Source organism: Frigoribacterium sp. CFBP 13605, from assembly GCF_014839405.1.
GTDB lineage: Bacteria > Actinomycetota > Actinomycetes > Actinomycetales > Microbacteriaceae > Frigoribacterium.
This window is the reverse complement of the sequence record NZ_JACYNS010000019.1, coordinates 19,137-37,956: the sequence shown is the minus strand read 5'-3', so window position 1 is coordinate 37,956 and position 18,820 is coordinate 19,137. Positions and strand designations below refer to the sequence as shown.

The 18,820-nt window shown below is 70.9% G+C and carries 20 protein-coding genes, 1 tRNA gene and 1 pseudogene; 11 read left to right on the top strand and 11 right to left on the bottom strand.

The genetic code is table 11. From position 1 onward, the window contains the following. A pseudogene (locus IFT36_RS06645) lies at positions 1-420 on the bottom strand (FUSC family protein); the annotation flags it as partial. Positions 421-647: 227 nt separating this feature from the next. Here IFT36_RS06645 and IFT36_RS06640 point away from each other — a divergent pair. Next, positions 648-1,145, top strand: coding sequence for a MarR family winged helix-turn-helix transcriptional regulator (locus tag IFT36_RS06640; protein WP_082460032.1), 498 nt, complete (start codon positions 648-650; stop codon positions 1,143-1,145). A 35-nt stretch (positions 1,146-1,180) separates the two neighbouring features. Here the strand turns inward: IFT36_RS06640 and IFT36_RS06635 are convergent. Then, positions 1,181-1,253, bottom strand: a tRNA-Thr gene (locus IFT36_RS06635). Between the two features lie 145 nt (positions 1,254-1,398). Between IFT36_RS06635 and IFT36_RS06630 the strand changes: the two genes are divergently transcribed. Continuing rightward, positions 1,399-1,581 (top strand): hypothetical protein, encoded by a 183-nt coding sequence (locus tag IFT36_RS06630; protein WP_055974590.1) that lies wholly within the window; start codon positions 1,399-1,401, stop codon positions 1,579-1,581. A 46-nt stretch (positions 1,582-1,627) separates the two neighbouring features. On the opposite strand, the gene IFT36_RS06625 is transcribed toward IFT36_RS06630, so the two are convergent. Together IFT36_RS06625 and msrB are read right to left on the bottom strand one after the other, a co-directional pair. Beyond that, positions 1,628-2,173 carry a nitroreductase family protein gene (locus IFT36_RS06625; RefSeq protein WP_200412706.1) on the bottom strand — a complete coding sequence of 182 codons (546 nt, stop codon included), beginning with the start codon at positions 2,171-2,173 and terminating at the stop codon, positions 1,628-1,630. Next, positions 2,173-2,574 (bottom strand): peptide-methionine (R)-S-oxide reductase MsrB, encoded by a 402-nt coding sequence (gene msrB / locus IFT36_RS06620; protein ID WP_043593533.1) that lies wholly within the window; start codon positions 2,572-2,574, stop codon positions 2,173-2,175. Before msrB ends, IFT36_RS06625 begins: the two co-directional genes overlap by 1 nt. Positions 2,575-2,665: 91 nt before the next feature. On the opposite strand from msrB, the gene IFT36_RS06615 reads away from it, so the two are divergent. The 5 genes from IFT36_RS06615 (at position 2,666) to groL (ending at position 6,984) form a co-directional block, all read left to right on the top strand. After that, on the top strand, positions 2,666-3,640 hold the full coding sequence (locus tag IFT36_RS06615; protein ID WP_200412705.1) for a DUF2332 domain-containing protein: 975 nt from the start codon (positions 2,666-2,668) through the stop codon (positions 3,638-3,640). Between the two features lie 135 nt (positions 3,641-3,775). Further along, positions 3,776-4,063 (top strand): DUF3263 domain-containing protein, encoded by a 288-nt coding sequence (locus IFT36_RS06610; protein ID WP_056043106.1) that lies wholly within the window; start codon positions 3,776-3,778, stop codon positions 4,061-4,063. A 17-nt stretch (positions 4,064-4,080) separates the two neighbouring features. Continuing rightward, on the top strand, positions 4,081-4,653 hold the full coding sequence (locus IFT36_RS06605) for a LytR C-terminal domain-containing protein (protein ID WP_200412704.1): 573 nt from the start codon (positions 4,081-4,083) through the stop codon (positions 4,651-4,653). 308 nt (positions 4,654-4,961) lie between these two features. Then, on the top strand, positions 4,962-5,165 hold the full coding sequence (locus IFT36_RS06600) for a cold-shock protein (protein WP_054146828.1): 204 nt from the start codon (positions 4,962-4,964) through the stop codon (positions 5,163-5,165). Between the two features lie 199 nt (positions 5,166-5,364). Further along, entirely contained in the window at positions 5,365-6,984 is a 1,620-nt protein-coding gene (groL, locus tag IFT36_RS06595) for a chaperonin GroEL (RefSeq protein WP_043593524.1), read from the top strand. Positions 6,985-7,214: 230 nt separating this feature from the next. Here the strand turns inward: groL and IFT36_RS06590 are convergent, their stop codons facing one another. The 6 genes from IFT36_RS06590 to IFT36_RS06565 form a co-directional block, all read right to left on the bottom strand. Next, entirely contained in the window at positions 7,215-8,975 is a 1,761-nt protein-coding gene (locus IFT36_RS06590) for a sensor histidine kinase (protein ID WP_123571692.1), read from the bottom strand. Positions 8,976-9,091: 116 nt separating this feature from the next. Beyond that, positions 9,092-9,784 (bottom strand): response regulator transcription factor, encoded by a 693-nt coding sequence (locus IFT36_RS06585; RefSeq protein ID WP_043593521.1) that lies wholly within the window; start codon positions 9,782-9,784, stop codon positions 9,092-9,094. 126 nt (positions 9,785-9,910) lie between these two features. Continuing rightward, positions 9,911-10,474: a hypothetical protein gene (locus tag IFT36_RS06580; RefSeq protein ID WP_056043098.1), complete on the bottom strand. Its 564-nt coding sequence runs from the start codon at positions 10,472-10,474 to the stop codon at positions 9,911-9,913. Beyond that, on the bottom strand, positions 10,471-12,105 hold the full coding sequence (locus IFT36_RS06575; protein ID WP_056043095.1) for a DNA repair helicase XPB: 1,635 nt from the start codon (positions 12,103-12,105) through the stop codon (positions 10,471-10,473). The genes IFT36_RS06580 and IFT36_RS06575 overlap by 4 nt, the downstream gene beginning before the upstream one ends. A gap of 108 nt (positions 12,106-12,213) precedes the next feature. Continuing rightward, positions 12,214-14,073, bottom strand: coding sequence for a helicase-associated domain-containing protein (locus IFT36_RS06570; RefSeq protein WP_200412703.1), 1,860 nt, complete (start codon positions 14,071-14,073; stop codon positions 12,214-12,216). Between the two features lie 39 nt (positions 14,074-14,112). Continuing rightward, positions 14,113-14,391: a hypothetical protein gene (locus IFT36_RS06565; RefSeq protein ID WP_054146822.1), complete on the bottom strand. Its 279-nt coding sequence runs from the start codon at positions 14,389-14,391 to the stop codon at positions 14,113-14,115. Positions 14,392-14,482: 91 nt separating this feature from the next. On the opposite strand from IFT36_RS06565, the gene IFT36_RS06560 reads away from it, so the two are divergent. Beyond that, entirely contained in the window at positions 14,483-14,860 is a 378-nt protein-coding gene (locus IFT36_RS06560) for a cold-shock protein (RefSeq protein ID WP_043593516.1), read from the top strand. Continuing rightward, positions 14,853-15,464 (top strand): DUF3027 domain-containing protein, encoded by a 612-nt coding sequence (locus tag IFT36_RS06555; protein ID WP_200412702.1) that lies wholly within the window; start codon positions 14,853-14,855, stop codon positions 15,462-15,464. Before IFT36_RS06560 ends, IFT36_RS06555 begins: the two co-directional genes overlap by 8 nt. Positions 15,465-15,560: 96 nt before the next feature. Here the strand turns inward: IFT36_RS06555 and serC are convergent, their stop codons facing one another. Further along, complete coding sequence (serC, locus tag IFT36_RS06550) at positions 15,561-16,673, bottom strand: phosphoserine transaminase (RefSeq protein ID WP_200412701.1); 1,113 nt, start codon at positions 16,671-16,673, stop codon at positions 15,561-15,563. Between the two features lie 88 nt (positions 16,674-16,761). Between serC and IFT36_RS06545 the strand changes: the two genes are divergently transcribed. Continuing rightward, the gene (locus IFT36_RS06545) at positions 16,762-17,454 is read left to right on the top strand and encodes a metal-dependent transcriptional regulator (RefSeq protein ID WP_056043076.1); all 693 of its coding nucleotides are present in this window, start codon (positions 16,762-16,764) and stop codon (positions 17,452-17,454) included. Positions 17,455-17,781: 327 nt separating this feature from the next. Then, positions 17,782-18,615, top strand: coding sequence for a C40 family peptidase (locus IFT36_RS16730; protein ID WP_200412700.1), 834 nt, complete (start codon positions 17,782-17,784; stop codon positions 18,613-18,615). Positions 18,616-18,820 lie beyond the last annotated feature (205 nt).

Here is an 18,820-nt window from a genome sequence, read left to right as displayed (position 1 = left end):
CGCGCGACGACCGGCGGGCAGCAGCACGCCCGCGAGCGACGCGAGCAGGGCGAGGGCGAGGCTCGCCGGGGCGACCACGGCCGCGACGGCGACGGTCGACCCGGTCGCGGGCACGAACGCGGTGACGCCCAGGCCGAAGACGAAGAAGAGCGGCCCGGGCGGGCTCCAGCGGCGCAGGTCGGAGAGGGCCGAGGTGATGCCGGCCACGATGCCGATCGTGACGACGAGCAGCCAGACCGGGGCCGCCGAGGCGGCCAGCGCGGTGCCCAGCACCACGCAGGCGACGAGGACGAGCCCGGCCTCGAGCTGCATCTCGAGCCGCTGGAAGCGGGGCAGCCCCCGGCCGAAAGCCGAGGCGAAGGCCCCGAACACCGCGTAGGGCGTCCACTCCACGTGGCCGATCAGGGCCAGCACGACCATCGGTGCCAGGACGGACGCGGCGACGCGGGCGGCCGGACGGTGGGCGCCGTCGTGTGGGCCGAAGCGGACCAGGTCGCGTGGGTGCGGCAGCAGGCGGTGGGTGGGGGTCGTGGTCGTGATGTGGCTGTCCTCTGGTCGGCGCGGCGTGGGCGCTCGTCGTCGAACTGCTTCACGGGTGAATTATCTGCGCATCACTTTACTCGTGAAGCATCGCTAGGCTCAAGGGCATGACCGATCCCGGGCTCCGAGACGTGATGGACGACGTCCACGACCGGTGGCGCGAACTCCGGCCCGACCTCGACGTCTCGGCGATCCCGGTCGTCGGCCGGGTGAACCGGCTCGCCCGCATCGTGCAGCGTCGTAGCGACGACCTGCTGGCCGAGTTCGGCCTGGGGCGCGCGGACTTCGACCTGCTCGCCGCCCTGACCCGCCGCGGCGGACCGATGAGTCCGACGCAGTTGGCGGACGAGACCCTGCTCTCACCGCCGGCCGTGACGAAGCGCGTCAAGGGGCTGCTCGCGGCAGGCCTCGTCGATCGCTCCGCGAACCCCGCCGACCACCGTGGCTACTTCGTCGCGCCGACCGCGGCCGGGCGCCGTCTGATCGACCGCGTGCTCGAGGTCCAGCTCGCGGACGAGCGGGCCGTGCTCGCCGCCCTGCCCGAGGAGGCGCGCCCAGCCGTCGCGGACGGCCTGCGTCACCTGCTCGTCGCCCTCGAGGGGTGAGCCGTGAGGGTCTTGTCGGAACGGCGGGAGAAGAGAGCCGGCCACGGGACTCGAACCCGTAACCTTCCGATTACAAGTCGGATGCGCTACCAATTGCGCCAGGCCGGCAAGGCTCGCCCATCTTACCCAGCCCGCGCCTCCTCACCCGGCGTGGTGCATGCGGTCGGTGCAGGATTGGCATTCCGAGGCCGAGAAGTGGTGAAGTAGACGCAGCGCACCGCGCCCGCCGGACGCACCGACCTGAGGAGCCCCCTTGTCCACGATCTTGACCGCGCTCGGTTCGCTCGCCATGCTCTTCGTCAGCTTCGCCCTGTTCGCCTACTCGTTCGGCTCGGGCGAGCCCAACGCCTTCGTCTTCTTCGGGGGCATCGTCCTGATGACCGGGTCGTTCTGGCTGCCCATCACGGTGATCGGCAACAGCCACAAGACCTGGTGACCGGCGCGGCACCCGCGACCGGGTGCCGCCGAGGGCGGTCGACCCGCTACGGCGTGCTGACGAACTGCTCGGGGTCGAGCAGCTTGCGAGGCTTGGCGTCGTCACCGTCGCATCCGCCCACGTAGAGCCAGCCCAGCAACTGCTCGCCCTCGCGCAGGCCGTGCGCGGCCGCCACCTGGGGAGCGCGGGTCAGGACGCCCGTACGCCAGAACACGCCCCAGCCCTCGTCGTCGAGAACGAGCGACAGCAGGTGCGCGACGCCCGAGGCGACGGACTCCTGTTCCCAGTAGGGCACCTTGCGGCTGTCGCGGGGCGAGACGACCACGGCGACGATCAGCGGCGCCCGCAGCGCCTTCTGCGTGAGCTTGTCGCGGGCGTGGCCCTCGGCCCCACCCGCGTCGGCCAGCGACCGGCCCACGACGAGCCGGTCGTCTCCGCGGAACTCGATCAGGCGCCAGGGCCTCAGCTCGGAGTGGTCCGCCACCGTCGCCGCCGACCGCACCGCGTCGAGCAACTGCTCGTGCGTCGGCGCGACGTCGGTGACCTTCGACCGCGACCGACGACGTCGGGCGGCGTCGGCGACGGCGCTCACTACTCGGCGGCCTTGAAGTCGAGCGAGATGCTGTTCATGCAGTAACGGTCGCCGGTCGGCGTGCCGAAACCGTCGGGGAACACGTGGCCGAGGTGCGAACCGCAGTTCGCGCACCGGACCTCGGTGCGGGTCATGCCGAGCGAGTTGTCCTCGATCAGCTGGACCGCGTCCGGGTTCACCGACTCGTAGAAGCTGGGCCAGCCGCAGCCGCTGTCGAACTTGGTGCCGCTCTTGAACAGTTCGGCGCTGCACGCCGCACAGGCGTAGACGCCGGCACGGCTCTCGTCGAGCAGCTCACCCGTCCACGGGCGCTCGGTGGCGGCCTCCCGCAGGACGGAGTACTGCTCGGCGTCGAGCTCTTCGCGCCACTGCTCGTCGGTCTTCTCGATCTTGTACGCCACGATGATCTCCTTGCTTGTCGGGACTCCTCATTCAACACGGTCGGCCGGTGCACGATTCCCGGGCCCCCACCGGGCTGTCAGACTCCTGCTCGTGAGCACCTCCGACCGCTTCCTGGCCGCGGCCCTCGCCTTCGACCGCGAGGGGTCGCCGTCGCAGGCAGAACTCGCGCGGGGCGTCGCGGGTGATCCGGCGGCGCTCGCCGTCGTCGATCGAGCCGAGGAGGCGCGGCGCCAGCCCGTCCTCGTCCTCGCGGTCTGCCGGTGGCTGGGTGCGCCGCACGGCGCCTGGTCGGTGCTGCGGCCCTGGCTGCTCGCCCGCTCCGACGACGTCGTGGCCGAACTCGGCCGACGGCTCACCCAGACCAACGACGTGCGCCGCTGCGCGCCGCTGTCGATCGCGCTGGCTCGCGTGCCGGGCCCGATCGCCCTGATCGAGGTCGGCGCCTCGGCCGGGCTCTGCCTCGGTGTCGACCGCTACGGCTACCGCTCGGGCGACCGGAGCTGGGGCGATCCGTCGAGCACGGTGCAGCTCGGGATCGACGTCGTCGTCGAGGGCGCGGCCCGGTCCGAGGCGGAGCTGCCGACGGCCCCGCTTCCCGAGATCGTCTGGCGGGCGGGGATCGACCTCGACCCGGTCGACGTCCGCGACCCCGACCAGGTCGCCTGGCTCGCGACGCTGCTGCCCCCCGAGCGCGCCGATCGGCGGGACCTGCTGGGGCGGGCCGTCGCGCTCGCCCGCACCGCGCCTCCTCGTCTCGTGGCGGCGGACGCCGTGGACGGTCTCGCCCCGCTCGCGGCCGAGGCCCCGACGGGCGTCACGCTCGTCGTCGTCTCGACGGGCACGCTCGTCTACCTGCCGGGTCGCCGGCGTCAGGCCTTCGTCGACGAGGTCGGCCGGCTGGGCGCGCGGTGGATCTCGTACGAACGACGAGACCTGCTGACCGACGTCGTCGCCGAGGTGCCCCCGGGAGTGTCTCCCGACGACGCGTTCGCGGCCCTCGCCCTCGACGGCCGGGTGCTGGGCGTGGGGGACGCCCACGGCACGCGGCTGCACCTCACTGCCTGACCGCGGGTCGGCAGCTCGCGGCGCCGGGCGGCTCCCCGAGCGCGTGGACGGGTTGTCGGACCACGCCCCCGGCCTCCGCGATCGGTCGGGGCGCCGCCCATAGGATGACCCGGAACCCAGGGGAGGGCATCGACGATGGACGAGAAGGCGACAGGTGACGACGTGCGCTCGAGCGCGTTGTCCGAGCTCGACCGTGCCGTCCTGGACTTCGAGCAGCACGCCCCCGCCGCCGCCGGTGCCCGGGAGGCCGCCGTCCGTCGCGAGTTCGGCCTCGGGATCGTCCGCTACCAGCAACTGCTCAACTCGCTCATAGACCGACCCGCTGCACTGGCCTACGCACCCATGCTCGTCGGCCGCCTGCAGCGCCTGCGAGTCGCCCGCCGCGACGCCCGATCGACCCGTTCGTTCGGTCCGACCCGCTGACCCACGAGAGACCACGCATGCCGAAATTCGACCGAGACCGGTTCGACGACGTCCCCGCCGACCTCGACCGCGTCGGAGCCCACCGGGCCGAGAAGCGCCCCGGCAGCGGCTGGATCGCCTTCGCCTGGGCCGCGTTGGCCGTCGGCGTGCTGGTCGGTGCCGGCGTGGTCTACCTCGGGGTCGCGAACAACAGCTTCCAGTTCGTGAACCCCTCGTCGTTGAGCACCGCCGAGGCCCAGGCGCCCGAGACGGAGACGGTGACCCCGACGGCCTCGCCGACGGTGGCCCCGCTGACGGACCCCTCGCAGGTCGACCCTTTGGTCACCACCATCACCGTCCTGAACGGCACGGCCACCGCCGGGCTCGCCGGTTCGGCCTCCGAGCGGCTCGAGACCGCCGGGTGGGTCGTCGGCACCCAGGGCAACGCCAGCGAGCGCGTCGCGACGTCGACCGTCTACTACTCGGCGGCCGACGACGAGGCCGCGGCGCTCGGGCTCGCCCAGCAGCTCGGCATCACCGACGTCGAGGTGAGCGACGCCTTCCCGGGTGCCGCCGTCACCATCGTCCTCGGGGCCGACTACAGCTCCTGAAGGCGCCGCTCCCGCGGCGTCGATCCGAGGAGGCGCGGGTCCCGTCAGGCCCTCACCGCACCTCCCGTGTTACGCCCATGTTTAATAACCGGTGAAATCCTCGTTTTCTGCGGGTGTTTCTCGGTCGGGGCGCGCTTTTCCGTTTTTCCCGTGGTTACCATCTGGAATTGGTCGCCCCTCACGGCTCGCCGACCTGGTGTTCTGCACGAGTGACGCTGTCCCGTCCGGGTTCGCAGGTCGCTGCGTCGACGACCCGGCCCTGCAGCACCGCACGCGCCGTACCACCACAGCAAAAGGGGAGCGACACCATGGCAAACGGGACCGTGAAATGGTTCAACGCGGAGAAGGGCTACGGCTTCATCACCGTCGAGGGTGACGGCCAGGACGTCTTCGTGCACTACTCGGCCATCGACATGAGCGGCTACAAGGTGCTCGAAGAGGGCCAGGCCGTCGTGTTCGAGGTCGGCACGGGCGACAAGGGGCCGCAGGCGGAGTCCGTCCGGCTCGCCTGAAGCCCGCCGGAGCGCCGCGCCGCGCCGACTCCCATGCCGCACGCCGTCACGGTCCACCGTGACGGCGTGCTCGTGCGTCCGGGCCCCGTCACGTCACTTGCACTCTCATCGGGCGAGTGCCAGAATCGTTGCTGGCACTCGCGACACGTGAGTGCCAATGCTTCTGCTTCATGACGTCCGGGAGGGACGAAAAACACACATGGCTAAGATCATTGCTTTTGACGAAGAGGCCCGTCGTGGCCTCGAGCGTGGCCTGAACATCCTGGCCGACGCGGTGAAGGTCACGCTCGGCCCGCGTGGTCGCAACGTCGTGCTCGAGAAGAAGTGGGGCGCCCCCACCATCACGAACGACGGCGTCTCCATCGCCAAGGAGATCGAGCTCGACGACCCCTTCGAGAAGATCGGTGCCGAGCTCGTCAAAGAGGTCGCGAAGAAGACCGACGACGTCGCCGGTGACGGCACGACCACCGCGACGGTGCTGGCCCAGGCCCTCGTCCGCGAAGGTCTGCGCAACGTCGCGGCCGGTGCCGACCCCATCTCGCTGAAGCGCGGCATCGAGAAGGCCGCCCAGGCCGTCTCCGACCAGCTGCTCGCCGACGCGAAGGACATCGAGACCAAAGAGCAGATCGCTGCCACGGCCTCGATCTCAGCCGCCGACCCCACCATCGGTGCGCTCATCGCCGAGGCGATCGACAAGGTCGGCAAAGAGGGCGTCGTCACCGTCGAGGAGAGCAACACCTTCGGCACCGAGCTCGAGCTCACCGAGGGCATGCGCTTCGACAAGGGCTACCTGTCGCAGTACTTCGTCACCGACCCCGAGCGTCAGGAGGCCGTCTTCGAGGACGCCTACGTGCTCATCGTCAACTCGAAGATCTCGAACATCAAGGACCTGCTGCCGATCGTCGACAAGGTGATCCAGTCGGGCAAGCAGCTGCTGATCATCGCCGAGGACGTCGACGGTGAGGCCCTGGCCACGCTCGTCGTGAACAAGATCCGCGGCATCTTCAAGTCGGTCGCCGTCAAGGCCCCCGGCTTCGGTGACCGTCGCAAGGCCCAGCTCCAGGACATCGCCATCCTCACCGGTGGTCAGGTCATCGCCGAAGAGGTCGGTCTCAAGCTCGAGAACGCGACGCTCGACCTGCTCGGCCGTGCCCGCAAGGTCATCATCACCAAGGACGAGACGACCATCGTCGAAGGTGCCGGCGACGACGAGCAGATCGCCGGCCGCGTCCGTCAGATCCGCAGCGAGATCGAGGCGACCGACAGCGACTACGACCGCGAGAAGCTCCAGGAGCGCCTCGCGAAGCTCGCCGGTGGCGTCGCCGTCATCAAGGCGGGTGCCGCGACCGAGGTCGAGCTGAAAGAGCGCAAGCACCGCATCGAGGACGCCGTGCGCAACGCGAAGGCCGCCGTCGAAGAGGGCATCGTCGCCGGTGGTGGCGTCGCTCTCATCCAGGCCGGCAAGACCGCTCTGGCCAACCTGCAGCTCGAGGGCGACGAGGCGACGGGTGCGAACATCGTCCGCGTCGCGATCGACGCTCCTCTGAAGCAGATCGCCTTCAACGCCGGCATGGAGCCCGGCGTCGTGGCCGATAAGGTCCGCGGGCTCGACATCGGTTGGGGCCTCAACGCCGCGACCGGCGAGTACGTCGACATGCTGGCCGCCGGCATCATCGACCCCGCCAAGGTCACGCGCTCGGCTCTGCAGAACGCTGCGTCGATCGCCGGTCTGTTCCTCACGACCGAGGCCGTCGTCGCCGACAAGCCCGAGAAGAACCCGGCCCCGGCCGGCGACCCCTCGGGTGGCATGGACTTCTAGTCCGCAGCCGCGCGGCTCACGCCGCGCACACGCTCAAGGGCGGTTCCCCTCCGGGGGAGCCGCCCTTCGGCGTCGCCGCGGGAGAGGCGCGCCTCGTGCTCGGTGGTTCGGCCGCTTCCGCGTCCGTGGGACACGCCAGGACGTGGTCACGACGCCACGAGAAAACGTGGTGCAGTGCCCACGTCGTGGCGTCGTGTCCAGGGCACGGGGTGCCGGCCGTGCCGGTCGGGCTAGGCGGTCACGCCGGCGGGCTCGGCCGCGATGACGGCGTCGGCGGGCATCAGCGGCAGGGCGACACGGAAGGTGGCTCCACCGCCGGGGGTGTCGTCGACGTCCACCGAGCCGCCGTGGGCCGCGACGATGCCCGAGACGATGGCCAGGCCGAGGCCGCTGCCACCGGTGTCCCGCGTGCGGGACGAGTCGGCACGCCAGAACCGCTGGAAGATCTTCTCGCGGATCTGCGGCGGGATGCCCTCGCCGTGGTCGACGATGGCGACGGTGGCCACACCGCGTCCGGGGTCGGACTGCACCACGAGTTCGATCGGGCTGTCCGGCTCGGTGAACCGCATGGCGTTGCCCATCAGGTTGGTGATCACCTGACGGATCTTGTTCTCTTCGCCGTGCACGATGGCCGGGGCCTCGAACCTCTGCACCTCGTCCTGCAGCTGGGCGGCCGTCGCCGTGTCGCCGTTGCGGACGGCCCGAGCCCTCAGGCTGCGGAGGCGCGCGAGGGTCGCGCCCGCGAACGAGATCGGGCTCGTCGCGCCGACGGCTGCGCCCGTGAGCGCCGTGCCCGTCGCGGGGGTGTTCGCGGCGGGCGAGGCCGTCTCGGGGGAACGTCCGTCGGCCGGGGTCTCGTCGCCGTCGGCGGGGGTGGGCGACGGCGCGAGGACGGGCTCGAGCACGATCACGTCGATGTCGCGATCGGGGTTCGACGCCATGGTGTCGAGGGCCGAGTCGCGGGCGAGCTGGACGAGGTCGACGGGGCCGAGCTCGAGCGGCTTGGACTCGTCGAGACGGGCGAGGGCGAGCAGGTCCTGCACCAGGACGCCCATGCGGATGGCCTCCTTCTCGATCCTGTCCATGGCCTGGGCCACGTCCTCGGGTTTCGTCAGGGCACCCATGCGGTAGAGCTCGGCGTAGCCGCGGAGGGAGACGAGTGGCGTCCGGAGCTCGTGACTGGCGTCGCCGACGAAGCGGCGCATCTGGTCGATCGTCTTGGCCCGGTCGTCGAAGGCGCTGTCGATCCGGTTGAGCATCGTGTTGAGGGATCGGTTCAGACGCCCGACCTCGGTGTTCGGCGTCGTCGAGTCGAGCCGCTGGGTGAAGTCGCCGTCGGCGAAGCGGGCCGCCGTGGCCTCGACGTCACGCAGCGGCGCGAAGGTCGACGTGACGAGCAGGCGGGTGAGGGCGGCGCCGAGCACGACGACCGAGAGGCCGAACCCCAGGAAGATGCCGCCGAAGCGCCCGATCGTCGCATTGGTGCCCGCCAGGTTAGTTCCGGCCACGATGACGGCGGGCACTGTCGTCACGCTGCCCTGGGCATCGGTAGAGCGCAGGGCGGCCGCGTGGGCGAAGAGGCGCCACTCGTTGTCGCGGCTCGAGTTGTACCGGTTGAAGGCCTCGTCGAGGGGAGCACCGGCGACGCCGACGCCGGTGAGGTCGGGGGCGTCGGTGGCACTCGACAGCTGCGAACGGGTGTCGCAGATGAGGTCTCCCTCGTCGTCGAGGATCGCGACGTAGCTGCTGGTCAGGCCCGCGAAGTTCACGGTGCACGAGCGGGAGTCCGCCTGGTCGAACGAGGCGCTGGTGAAGTTGGTCGCCGAGTTCCGCAGGGACGTGTCGACCTGACCCATGAGGTAGGTGCTCAGGACGGTCATCGTTCCCAGGCCGGCGACGACGAGGCCGAGGGTGACCAGGGTCACCGTGATGCCGGTGATCTTGGTGCGGATGGAGATCTCGTTCCACCACTGCGAGAGGCGAGCGTGCATGAGGACAGACGCTAGCGGAACCGGCTGGGCGCATCCCGCCCGTCGGAGCACGCACGACGACGCCCGACCGCTCGGGGCGGTCGGGCGTCGTCGTGTTCACGCACCAGGGCTGGTGGTCAGGCCTTCGTGGCCTTGAGCATGTAGCCGAAGCCCCGCTTGGTCTGGATGATGGGCTCCGTCGAGAACTGGTCGAGCTTGCGACGCAGGTACGAGATGTAGCTCTCGACGATGCCGGCGTCGCCGTTGAAGTCGTACTCCCACACGTGGTCGAGGATCTGGGCCTTCGACAGCACGCGGTTCGGGTTGAGCATGAGGTACCGGAGCAGCTTGAACTCGGTGGGGCTGAGCTCGATGGCCGTCTCGCCGATGGTGACCTCGTGGGTGTCCTGGTCCATCGTCAGCTCACCGGCACGGATGATGGCGTCTTCGTCCTCGTTCATCGTGCGACGCAGGATCGCCTTGATGCGCGCGACGATCTCGTCGAGGCTGAAGGGCTTGGTGACGTAGTCGTCGCCGCCGACCGTGAGGCCCGTGATCTTGTCCTCGGTGTCGTCCTTCGCCGTGAGGAAGAGGATCGGCGAGGTGTAGCCCGACGAGCGGAGGCGTTTGGTGACGCCGAACCCGTTCATGTCGGGCAGCATCACGTCGAGGATGATCAGGTCGGGTTCTTCTTCGAGGACCGCCGAGATCGCCTGCGCGCCGTTGCCGACCGCACGGACGGCGAAGCCGGCGAAACGCAGGCTGGTGGTCAACAGGTCGCGGATGTTCGGTTCGTCGTCGACGATCAGGATCTTGGGGCCGTCACTCATGCGCCCAAGTATCTGCGCGCCTCCTCGGTGTTTCCTGTGAGCCGGAGGCACGCCACCCGCACGCTGCCGGAGCGGCAGCCCTCAGGTGGCCGAGACAGCGGGACGCATGATCGCGGACGCGGACGCTCAGGCGTCGGGGGCGGACCACTCGACGTTGGGCACCAGGGCGACGCGCGTCGTCAACTCGAGCAGCTCGTCGGGCACGGCCAGCGTGAAGTCGACGCCTTCACGCCGCTCGAGCACCGCGGTGTAGCCCGAGGCCCGGGTGATCTGCCACCCCGGGAACTCCTCGACCGACGCGGCGACGACCTGGGCCTCGGAGGCGTCGTCGGTGGCGCCGATCGCGGTGAGGCCGGCGAACAGGTGGTCCTTGACCGGCGACCCGGCGAGCAGGTCGCTGCGTTCGATCACCTCGGGATCGGGGCTCCAGGTCACGATGCTGAGGGTCGCCCCCGCGTGGAGGCCGCCCTGCACCTCGTAGGTGCGGGCGACCGACACGACGACGGACGGGTCCCACTCGGCGAACCGGGCGACCTGGCCGCGGAACTCCATGGCGTCGTGGTCGAGGGAGGCCACGAGCGGACCGAACGTCGCGAACGGGGCCTGATCGGCCGCGAACACCCTTCGCAGGCTGTCGCGCCAGAGCTCGTCGTCGCCCAGGGGGAGGTCGGCGTCCGTGGCGTCGCTCACGCGGCGACCACCGGCGAGTCGAGGATCGTGTAGCTGTAGCCTTGTTCGGCCAGGAACCGCTGACGGTTCTGGGCGAAGTCCTGGTCGACCGTGTCGCGGCTGACGAGCGTGTAGAACGAGGCCGGCAAGCCCGACTTCTTCGGCCGCAGCAGACGACCGAGTCGCTGTGCCTCTTCTTGCCGCGACCCGTACGAGCCGCTCACCTGGATGGCCACGGTCGCCTCGGGCAGGTCGACCGAGAAGTTGGCCACCTTCGAGACGACGAGCACCTTGAGGTCGCCGTCGCGGAAGCGCTGGTAGAGGCGCTCGCGCTCGTCGATGGCCGTGCTGCCGGTCAGCGTGGGGGCGTCGAGCACCGCGGCGAGCTCGTCGAGCTGGTCGAGGTACTGGCCGATGACGAGGATCTGCTCGCCGTCGTGCCGGGCCACGAGGTGCTTGACCACGTCGAGCTTGGCCGGGGCCGTCGCGGCCAGCCGGTAGCGCTCGTCGTCGGGGGAGGCCGCGTACTCGAGCCGCGCCTCCTGGGGGAGGTCGACCCGCACCTCGTAGCACGAGGCCGGCGAGATGAAGCCCTGGGCCTCGATCTCCTTCCACGGGGCGTCGAAGCGCTTGGGGCCGATCAGGCTGAAGACGTCGCTCTCGCGGCCGTCCTCGCGGACCAGGGTGGCGGTGAGGCCGAGGCGCCTGCGGGCCTGCAGCTCGGCCGTCAGCTTGAAGACCGGCGCGGGCAGGAGGTGCACCTCGTCGTAGACGACCAGGCCCCAGTCGAGCGCGTCGAGCAACGAGAGGTGGGTGTACTTGCCCCCGCGGCGGGCCGTGAGGATCTGGTAGGTGGCGATGGTGACCGGCTTGACCTCCTTCACCGAGCCGGAGTACTCGCCGATCTCGTCCTCGGTCAGGGAGGTGCGCTTGAGCAGTTCGTCCCGCCACTGTCGCGCGGAGACGGTGTTCGTGACGAGGATCAGAGTGGTGGTGCCGGCGGCTGCCATCGCCCCGGCCCCGACGAGGGTCTTGCCGGCGCCGCAGGGCAGCACGACGACGCCCGAGCCGCCCTCGAAGAAGTTGTCGATCGCCTTCTGCTGGTAGTCGCGCAGGTGCCAGTCGCTCTCGTCGAGGTCGATGGCGTGCGGGGTGCCGGGCGTGTAACCGGCGTGGTCCTCGGCGGGCCAGCCGAGCTTGACGAGCTGCTGCTTGACCTCGCCGCGCGCCCACGGCAGGAGCTCCCACAGGTCGTCGGCCCGCTTGACGCCGAGCAGCTCGCCGACCTTCTTGGCCCGGGTGACCTCGCTCAGCACGGAGCTGTCGGTGCCGCGCAGCAGCAACTGGTCGCCGTCGCGCTCGATGACGATGCGGCCGTAGCGGGCGACGGTCTCGGCGATGTCGACGCTGACGCTCTGCGGCACCGGGAACTTGCTGTACTTCTCGAGCGTGCCGAGCATGTCGTCGGCACTGTGCCCGGCCGCCCGTGCGTTCCACAGTCCGAGGCGGGTGATGCGGTAGGTGTGCACGTGCTCGGGAGCGCGCTCGAGCTCGGCGAAGACGCTCAGGTCGTGCCGCGCGTCCTCCGCCTGCTCGTGCGCGACCTCGAGCAGGACGGTGCGATCGCTCTGCACGATCAGGGGTCCGGTCATGAGGGTCGAGTCTAGGCGCGCCCGGTCCCGGCTCTCACAGCCGGGCACCGGTCGGCGCCCGCCCGACAGGACGAGGAGGCGCGGCTCGGCCGACGAGGGCCGCCCGCCTCAGTCGCGACTCGCGACCGCCACCACGTTCTTCAGCGGCAGCGTGCGCTCCACGTCGGACTTCTTGTCGCGACCGCGGACGCGTCCGCCGCCGATGCCGGTGGGCTCCATGTCGAGGGTGGTGGTGCTGCCGTCGGGCATCGCGACCGTCATGGTGACCGTCAGACGGCCCTTCACGGCGGCGTCGAGCTGGCGGGCGATCCAGGCACGGTCGGTGGACTCGTCACCGGACCCGGCGTCGGTGTGCAGGCGCTGGACGAGTTCGCGCAGCGGGTCACGCGTCTCGATCGGGGCCGGTCGCCGGGGTCGGCGTCGGGACGGCGGGACGACCTCGGCACCGCCCTCGTCGACCACGACGACGGGGTAGCGCTCGTCGCTCAACGACCAGAAGACGGTGTCGCGTTCGAACCGGCTCGCCACGGTCGTCGCGTCGACCCGGGTGAGTGCGAGGGGCGAGAGCGACTGGTCGACCTCGAGGGTGTCGAGGCTCGCGCGGTCGTCCGCGACCACGAGCGACAGCGCGTCGCCCGGCACGCCCGCGGGGGCGCCGCCCGGCGCGATCGCGCGGACGCGGTAGCGCCCGTGTCGTTCGGCGCTCTGCTGGATCAGGTAGTCGAGCGGCTGGGGGATGCCCGTCGACGAGATGCCGCCGAGGAACTCGCGCAGCGAATCGGCGGACTCGCCCTCGCTCAGGGCCCGTTGCAGTCCGCCCTCGGTGATGCGGTAGGTGGCCGCGAGGCCCGCGCTCTCGACCACCGCGATGACGCGGAGCCGGGCGTCGATGGCGGGCGACAGGGGCCCGGGCGACACGACGCTGAGGTCGTGCTGCAGGTAGACCTGCTCGACCGCGTCGGGCAGCAGGGCGGCGACCCGGGTGCGGGCGGCGGCCGGACCTTCGCGGAACAGGGCGACGGCCGCCGAGGTGGGGGTGTCGTCGGAGGTCAGGCCCAGCACCTCGGCGCTGCGCGAGAACGCGGCGATGCGCTCGGTGATCCAGCTGCCCCCGGCCGGGTAGGACCAGTCGGAGAACTCGCGCAGCGGCAGTCCCCACGACGTGTCGACGCGTTGCTCGAGCACCGCGAGGATCTCGGTCGGCAGCGATGCGAGCCAGGCCCGCGTCAGCGTCTGCCACCGGTCGGGCCAGGAGGCGCGGAGCCAGTCGGTCGCGTCGGCGGCCACGACCCAGCCGTCCGGGCTCGGCGCGGCCAACCCGGCCCGCACGGCGATGGCGAGCACGGTCGCCACGTCGTCGACGTCGATGCGGGCGGCCTCGGCGAGGCGCCTCGACTCGGGCAGGGCTAGGCCCCCCTTCGCGAGCTCGCGGGCAGGTGACTGCTCGAGGGCACGGAGGATCTCGGCGACCTCGATGACGACGGCGTACAGCCGCTCGGCCGAGCGGGCGTCGGCGTCGTCGCGGGCCTGGTCGAGGACGGTCTCGAGCACCACCGGCGGTCGTTCGGAGATCAGGACCTCGAGGGCCAGGGCGGGGTCGTCGTCGAGTCGCTCGCCCACGGCGTCGAGGGTCGAGACGGAGTCGCCGCGGCGGACCACGAGGAAGGCCTCGTCCACGCGGTCGAGCGCGGCGGCCACCGTCTCGCGGTCGACCTCGAAGGCGGCGTCGATGCGCTCGTGCACGGCGTCGACGTCGCCCGGCACCCGCACGACCTGCAGCACGATGAGCGCGACGCGGTCGAGGTGGGCGAGGGCGTCGCGCACGCTGGCCGGCTCGAGCAGGACGTCCGCGAGGTCGAAGGCGTCGTGGACGCTCGACGCCCGGACCTGCCGTCGAGCGAGGCGGCGCAACAGGTCGTCGTCGTCGATGGCGCGCAGGACGCCTGCGAGGTCGAGTGCACTAGCCATGGTCGAGGCCTCCAGCCGTCGTGCAGCCCGGGTCTGCGGTTACCGTCTGGTGCCCCGTGAGTCGCGGCTGCGACGCACGGCGCTCGCCACCACGAATGCGAGGAGCATCGCGAAGGCGATCGGGAGCCCGATGAGGGGCAGGATCGTGAGTGCGGGCCAGACGCCCGCGGTGAAGTCGGTGACACCCGTCGCCACGCCCACGAACCTCGTGAAGAACGCGAGGACCGAGACGACGACGATGGCGAGGATCATGAAGAGGAGGACGCGCTCTGTACGATTGACGTCAGAGGGCGCACTCGGTTCGATCTTCTTGGCCACGGGTCAACGATAGTGCGGTGCGGCCCTACCCGGCGATCTAAGCTGGGGCGACCCACCCCCAGGGTCACCCGTCTTCACGAGAGGTCCAGTCATGCCCACCGGCAAGGTCAAGTTCTACGACGACGAGAAGGGCTTCGGCTTCATCAGCAGCGATGACGGCCAAGAGGTCTTCCTCCACGCGTCGGCCCTGCCCGCCGGCACCGTGGGTGTCAAGGCGGGAACCCGCCTCGAGTACGGCATCGCCGACGGCAAGCGCGGCGCGCAGGCCCTGTCGGTCCGCGTGCTCGAAGCCGCCCCCAGCCTCGCCAAGATGAACCGTCGCTCCGCCGACGACATGGCCGTCATCGTCGAAGACCTCGTCAAGGTGCTCGACAAGGCCGGCGGCGACCTCCGTCACGGCCGGTACCCGCAGAACGGCGCCCGCATCGCCGTCCTGCTGCGCACCGTCGCGGACTCGTTCGATGCCTGAGGCCGCCACGCGCACGCCCTGGTCCGAGCTCGCCCGTCGCGCCCTCACCGAGATCACGCCCGACGAGACGATCGGTGCCGAGGCCGACCCGATCGACGACGAGCCCGGCGTCACCTCGGTGCGCTTCGCCACGCTGCTGCCCGGCTACCCCGGCTGGCACTGGACGGTCAGCGTCGCCCACCTCGACGGCGAAGAGCCCTCGGTGCTCGAGGCCGAGCTCATGCCCGGTGACGGCGCCCTGCTCGCCCCGGACTGGGTGCCGTGGGCCGACCGCCTCGCCGACATGAAGGCCCAGGAGGCGCACGGCGACGACGAGGACGACGAGTCGGACGAGGACGACGACGAAGACGACTCGGACGACGACGACGCGGACGACGAGGACGAGTCCGACGACGAGCGCGGGTCGATCGTGCACGGCGGCGACGTGGACGGCGTCGACATCGACGACCTGGTCGACGCCTCCGAGGACTCCGACGATTCCGGGCGGGCCGTGGACGCACCCGTCGTGCCGGCCGCGCACCCCGAGGCGGACCTCGACGACGACTCGCACGACGACGACTGGGACGGCGAGGATGAAGACCCGCTGAGCAGGCGACGGAAGTAGTCCCTCAGGCCCGACCCGCGCCTCCTGCGTCGGGGTCGGACCACGACGAAGGCCCCGACACGATCGTGTCGGGGCCTTCGTCGTGCGGGCGATCGGTCAGAGGGCGTCGACGACGAACTCGATCGACCGGATCAGCTGGCGGACGTCGTCGGGCTCGATGGCCGTGAAGGTCGCGACGCGCAACTGGTTGCGGCCGAGCTTGCGGTAGGGCTCGGTGTCGACGATGCCGTTGGCGCGGAGCACCTTCGCGATCGCGGCGGCGTCGATCGACTCGGCGAAGTCGATGGTCGCCACGACCTGGGAACGGTGCGACGGGTCGACGACGAACGGGGTCGCGTACTCGGAGGCGGTGGCCCAGTCGTAGAGCGCCGACGACGACTCGCGCGTGCGGGCGTCGGCCCAGGCGAGTCCGCCGTTCTCGAGCATCCAGCGGGTCTGGTCCTCGAGCAGCAGCAGGGTCGTCAGGGCGGGCGTGTTCAGCGTCTGGTCGAGCCGCGAGTTGTCGACGGCGTTCTTGAGGCTGAGGAACTCGGGGACGTAACGGCCGCTGGCGGCGATCCGCTCGACGCGCTCGATCGCCGCGGGGGAGAAGAGCGCGAACCAGAGGCCGCCGTCGCTCGCGAAGTTCTTCTGCGGGGCGAAGTAGTAGACGTCGGCCTGCGAGGCGTCGACGTCGATGCCGCCCGCCGCGCTCGTCGCGTCGACGACGGTGAGGGCACCGGGGTCACCGGCGACCCGGGTGACCGGGGCCATGACGCCGGTCGAGGTCTCGTTGTGCGGCCAGGCGTAGACGTCGACGCCCTCGAGCACCTCCACCTCGGCCAACGAGCCGCCCTCGGCCGTGATCACGTGGGGGGCCTCGAGCCAGGGGGCGGCGACGGCCTTGGCGAACTTCGAGCCGAACTCGCCGAACGACAGGTTCTCGGCACGCTTCTCGACGAGCCCGAACGCCGCCGCGTCCCAGAAGGCGGTCGAGCCACCGTTGCCCAGCACGACCTCGTAGCCGTCGGGCAGGCGGAAGAGCTCGCCCAGTTCGGCGCGGACGCGACCCACCAGGTCCTTCACGGGGGCCTGACGGTGCGAGGTGCCGAGGATCGTCGCACCGGCGGTGACGAGGTGCTCGAGCTGGGCGGCCCGCACCTTCGAAGGGCCGCAACCGAAGCGGCCGTCGGTGGGCAAGAGGTCAGTGGGAATCCGGATGTCCGCCATGCGCTCGATCCTAGTGACGCGGCGCGGTGCCCAGCGTGCAGCCGGTAGGCTTGCGGGGTAGTCCACGTGTTCCACCGGGAGGCCCCTGTTGACCGATCTCGTCGACACCACAGAGATGTACCTGCGCACGATCCTCGACCTCGAAGAAGAGAACATCGTGCCGCTGCGTGCGCGCATCTCCGAGCGTCTCGGCCACTCCGGTCCGACCGTGTCGCAGACCATCGCCCGCATGGAACGCGACGGCCTGGTCGTCGTCTCCGGCGACCGACACCTCGAGCTCACGCACGACGGACGCGCGAAGGCGACCCACGTCATGCGCAAGCACCGCCTCGCCGAGCGCCTGCTCGCCGACGTGATCGGCCTCGACTGGGCCTACGTGCACGACGAGGCCTGCCGGTGGGAGCACGTCATGAGCGAGCAGGTCGAACGACGACTGCTCGACATGCTCGACCACCCGACCGAGTCGCCCTACGGCAACCCGATCCCCGGGCTCGACGAGCTCGGCGACTCTCCTGCGGGGCGCTTCCTCGACGGCGTGGTCAACCTCGTGGCCGTGCTCGCCGAGCACCCCGAGGGCGTCACCCGGCCGATCCGTCGCCTGGCCGAGCCGGTGCAGTTCGAGCCCGAGCTGCTGCAGCAGCTGCAGGGCGCCGGCGTGCTGCCGGGCGGCGTCGCGACCCTCCGCTCGGCGGGGTCGTACGTCTTCGTCAAGGTCGAGGGGCACGACGAGGGCCTCGAGCTGCCGACCGAGGTCGCACAGCACATCTACGTCGGGCTCTGACCGGTCACCGACGCGGGATGCGGCCGCGCGGGATTCTTGCGTCCGTGCGCCGCGCCTCCTGCGTTCTGCGCCGGATCACGCAGTCGTTTACCGATTCGTTACAAATATCCCTCTCGAGGATGACCTCGCAGGGGTCGCTGGGCTACAGTCGCTGAGTCCCCAGGCTGCTGAACCGGCCGCCGGACCCGTGGCAGGACGTCTCTCACGCCCGTCTCCTGCCGTGTGTCGTCGCGATACGAACGAACGGACGGGACAGCTTCCCGAAAGCTGTCGAGACGCAGGAGACCCACCCTCTTGACCCTCCCCGGCTCAGACCACACCCCCGACGTGCGCCCGAACCGCACCGTCGCCACCCGCACCCCCGCCGATCTGCCGACCCGCTCGTCGCTGCGTCGCGCTCAAGCCACGGCCGCGCCCGCCGCCCGCCCGGGCCGCCCGTCGGTCAAGCGCAGCGTGGTCTCGGTGACCGTGATGACGCTCACCGCCGGTCTGATCGGCACGATGGCGCTGCCGGCGTTCGCGTCGAACCCGGCGGCGGCGAACGGCCCGAGCGTCGGCGCCGCGTCGACGAGCTCGTCGACCAGCCACGCGCAGAGCGTCGCGGTCGCGGACGACGTCGCCCTCGCGGACGCCACCCGAGACGGCTACACGGCGACGTCGCAGGCGGACCTCAACGCGGCCGCCCTCGCCAACCAGCGTGAGGCCGAGCGTGCGGCGTTGGCCGCGAGCTACGCCAGCTACACGGGCCCGACGGCCGCCCAGAACGTGGCCGCCGCGACGACCTCGGCGACGGGCACCGTCGCGACGCCGGGCGCGTTCAGCCTCAGTGCCGTCTACGCGACGGCCCTGCAGTACGTCGGCACGCCCTACGTCTTCGGTGGCGCGACCCCGGCCGGCTTCGACTGCTCGGGCTTCGTGATGTACGTCTACTCGCAGTACGGCATCTCGCTGCCGCACTCGGTCACCCGCCAGGGAGCCCTGGGCACGCCGATCTCGGCCGCCGAGGCGCAGCCCGGCGACGTCGTCATCTTCAACGACGGGTCGCACGACGGGTTCTACGCCGGAAACGGCATGATCCTCGACGCACCGAAGCCCGGTGGCTCGGTCAGCGTCCGCCCGCTGTGGACCTCCGCGGTGCACTACGTGCGCTACGGGGCGTAGGCGACCCGCGCCTCCTGGGGCACCGCGCCTCCCGGGACACCGCGCCTCCCGGGGCATCGTTCGCCCGGACGGCGCCCCGCGTGAACAACCTGTGAAGGGTCGTCCTGCCTCTAGGCAGTGCGACCCTTCCGGGGTTAACCTGGCGATCTCGGAGTTCCGCTGAGACCAGGAGCGTCAGATGCCTCGTTCGACCGCCACCCGCACC

Excerpts from the sequence above, each read along its gene's own strand:
- IFT36_RS06610 (WP_056043106.1), top strand. The coding sequence starts at position 3,776 with ATGGACGAGAAGGCGACAGGTGACGACGTGCGCTCGAGCGCGTTGTCC.
- IFT36_RS06555 (WP_200412702.1), top strand. The coding sequence starts at position 14,853 with ATGCCTGAGGCCGCCACGCGCACGCCCTGGTCCGAGCTCGCCCGTCGC.
- serC (WP_200412701.1), bottom strand. The coding sequence starts at position 16,673 with ATGGCGGACATCCGGATTCCCACTGACCTCTTGCCCACCGACGGCCGC.
- IFT36_RS06600 (WP_054146828.1), top strand. The coding sequence starts at position 4,962 with ATGGCAAACGGGACCGTGAAATGGTTCAACGCGGAGAAGGGCTACGGC.
- IFT36_RS06585 (WP_043593521.1), bottom strand. The coding sequence starts at position 9,784 with ATGAGTGACGGCCCCAAGATCCTGATCGTCGACGACGAACCGAACATC.
- IFT36_RS06570 (WP_200412703.1), bottom strand. The coding sequence starts at position 14,073 with ATGGCTAGTGCACTCGACCTCGCAGGCGTCCTGCGCGCCATCGACGAC.
- IFT36_RS06590 (WP_123571692.1), bottom strand. The coding sequence starts at position 8,975 with ATGCACGCTCGCCTCTCGCAGTGGTGGAACGAGATCTCCATCCGCACC.
- IFT36_RS06605 (WP_200412704.1), top strand. The coding sequence starts at position 4,081 with ATGCCGAAATTCGACCGAGACCGGTTCGACGACGTCCCCGCCGACCTC.
- IFT36_RS06575 (WP_056043095.1), bottom strand. The coding sequence starts at position 12,105 with ATGACCGGACCCCTGATCGTGCAGAGCGATCGCACCGTCCTGCTCGAG.
- IFT36_RS06560 (WP_043593516.1), top strand. The coding sequence starts at position 14,483 with ATGCCCACCGGCAAGGTCAAGTTCTACGACGACGAGAAGGGCTTCGGC.
- groL (WP_043593524.1), top strand. The coding sequence starts at position 5,365 with ATGGCTAAGATCATTGCTTTTGACGAAGAGGCCCGTCGTGGCCTCGAG.
- IFT36_RS06640 (WP_082460032.1), top strand. The coding sequence starts at position 648 with ATGACCGATCCCGGGCTCCGAGACGTGATGGACGACGTCCACGACCGG.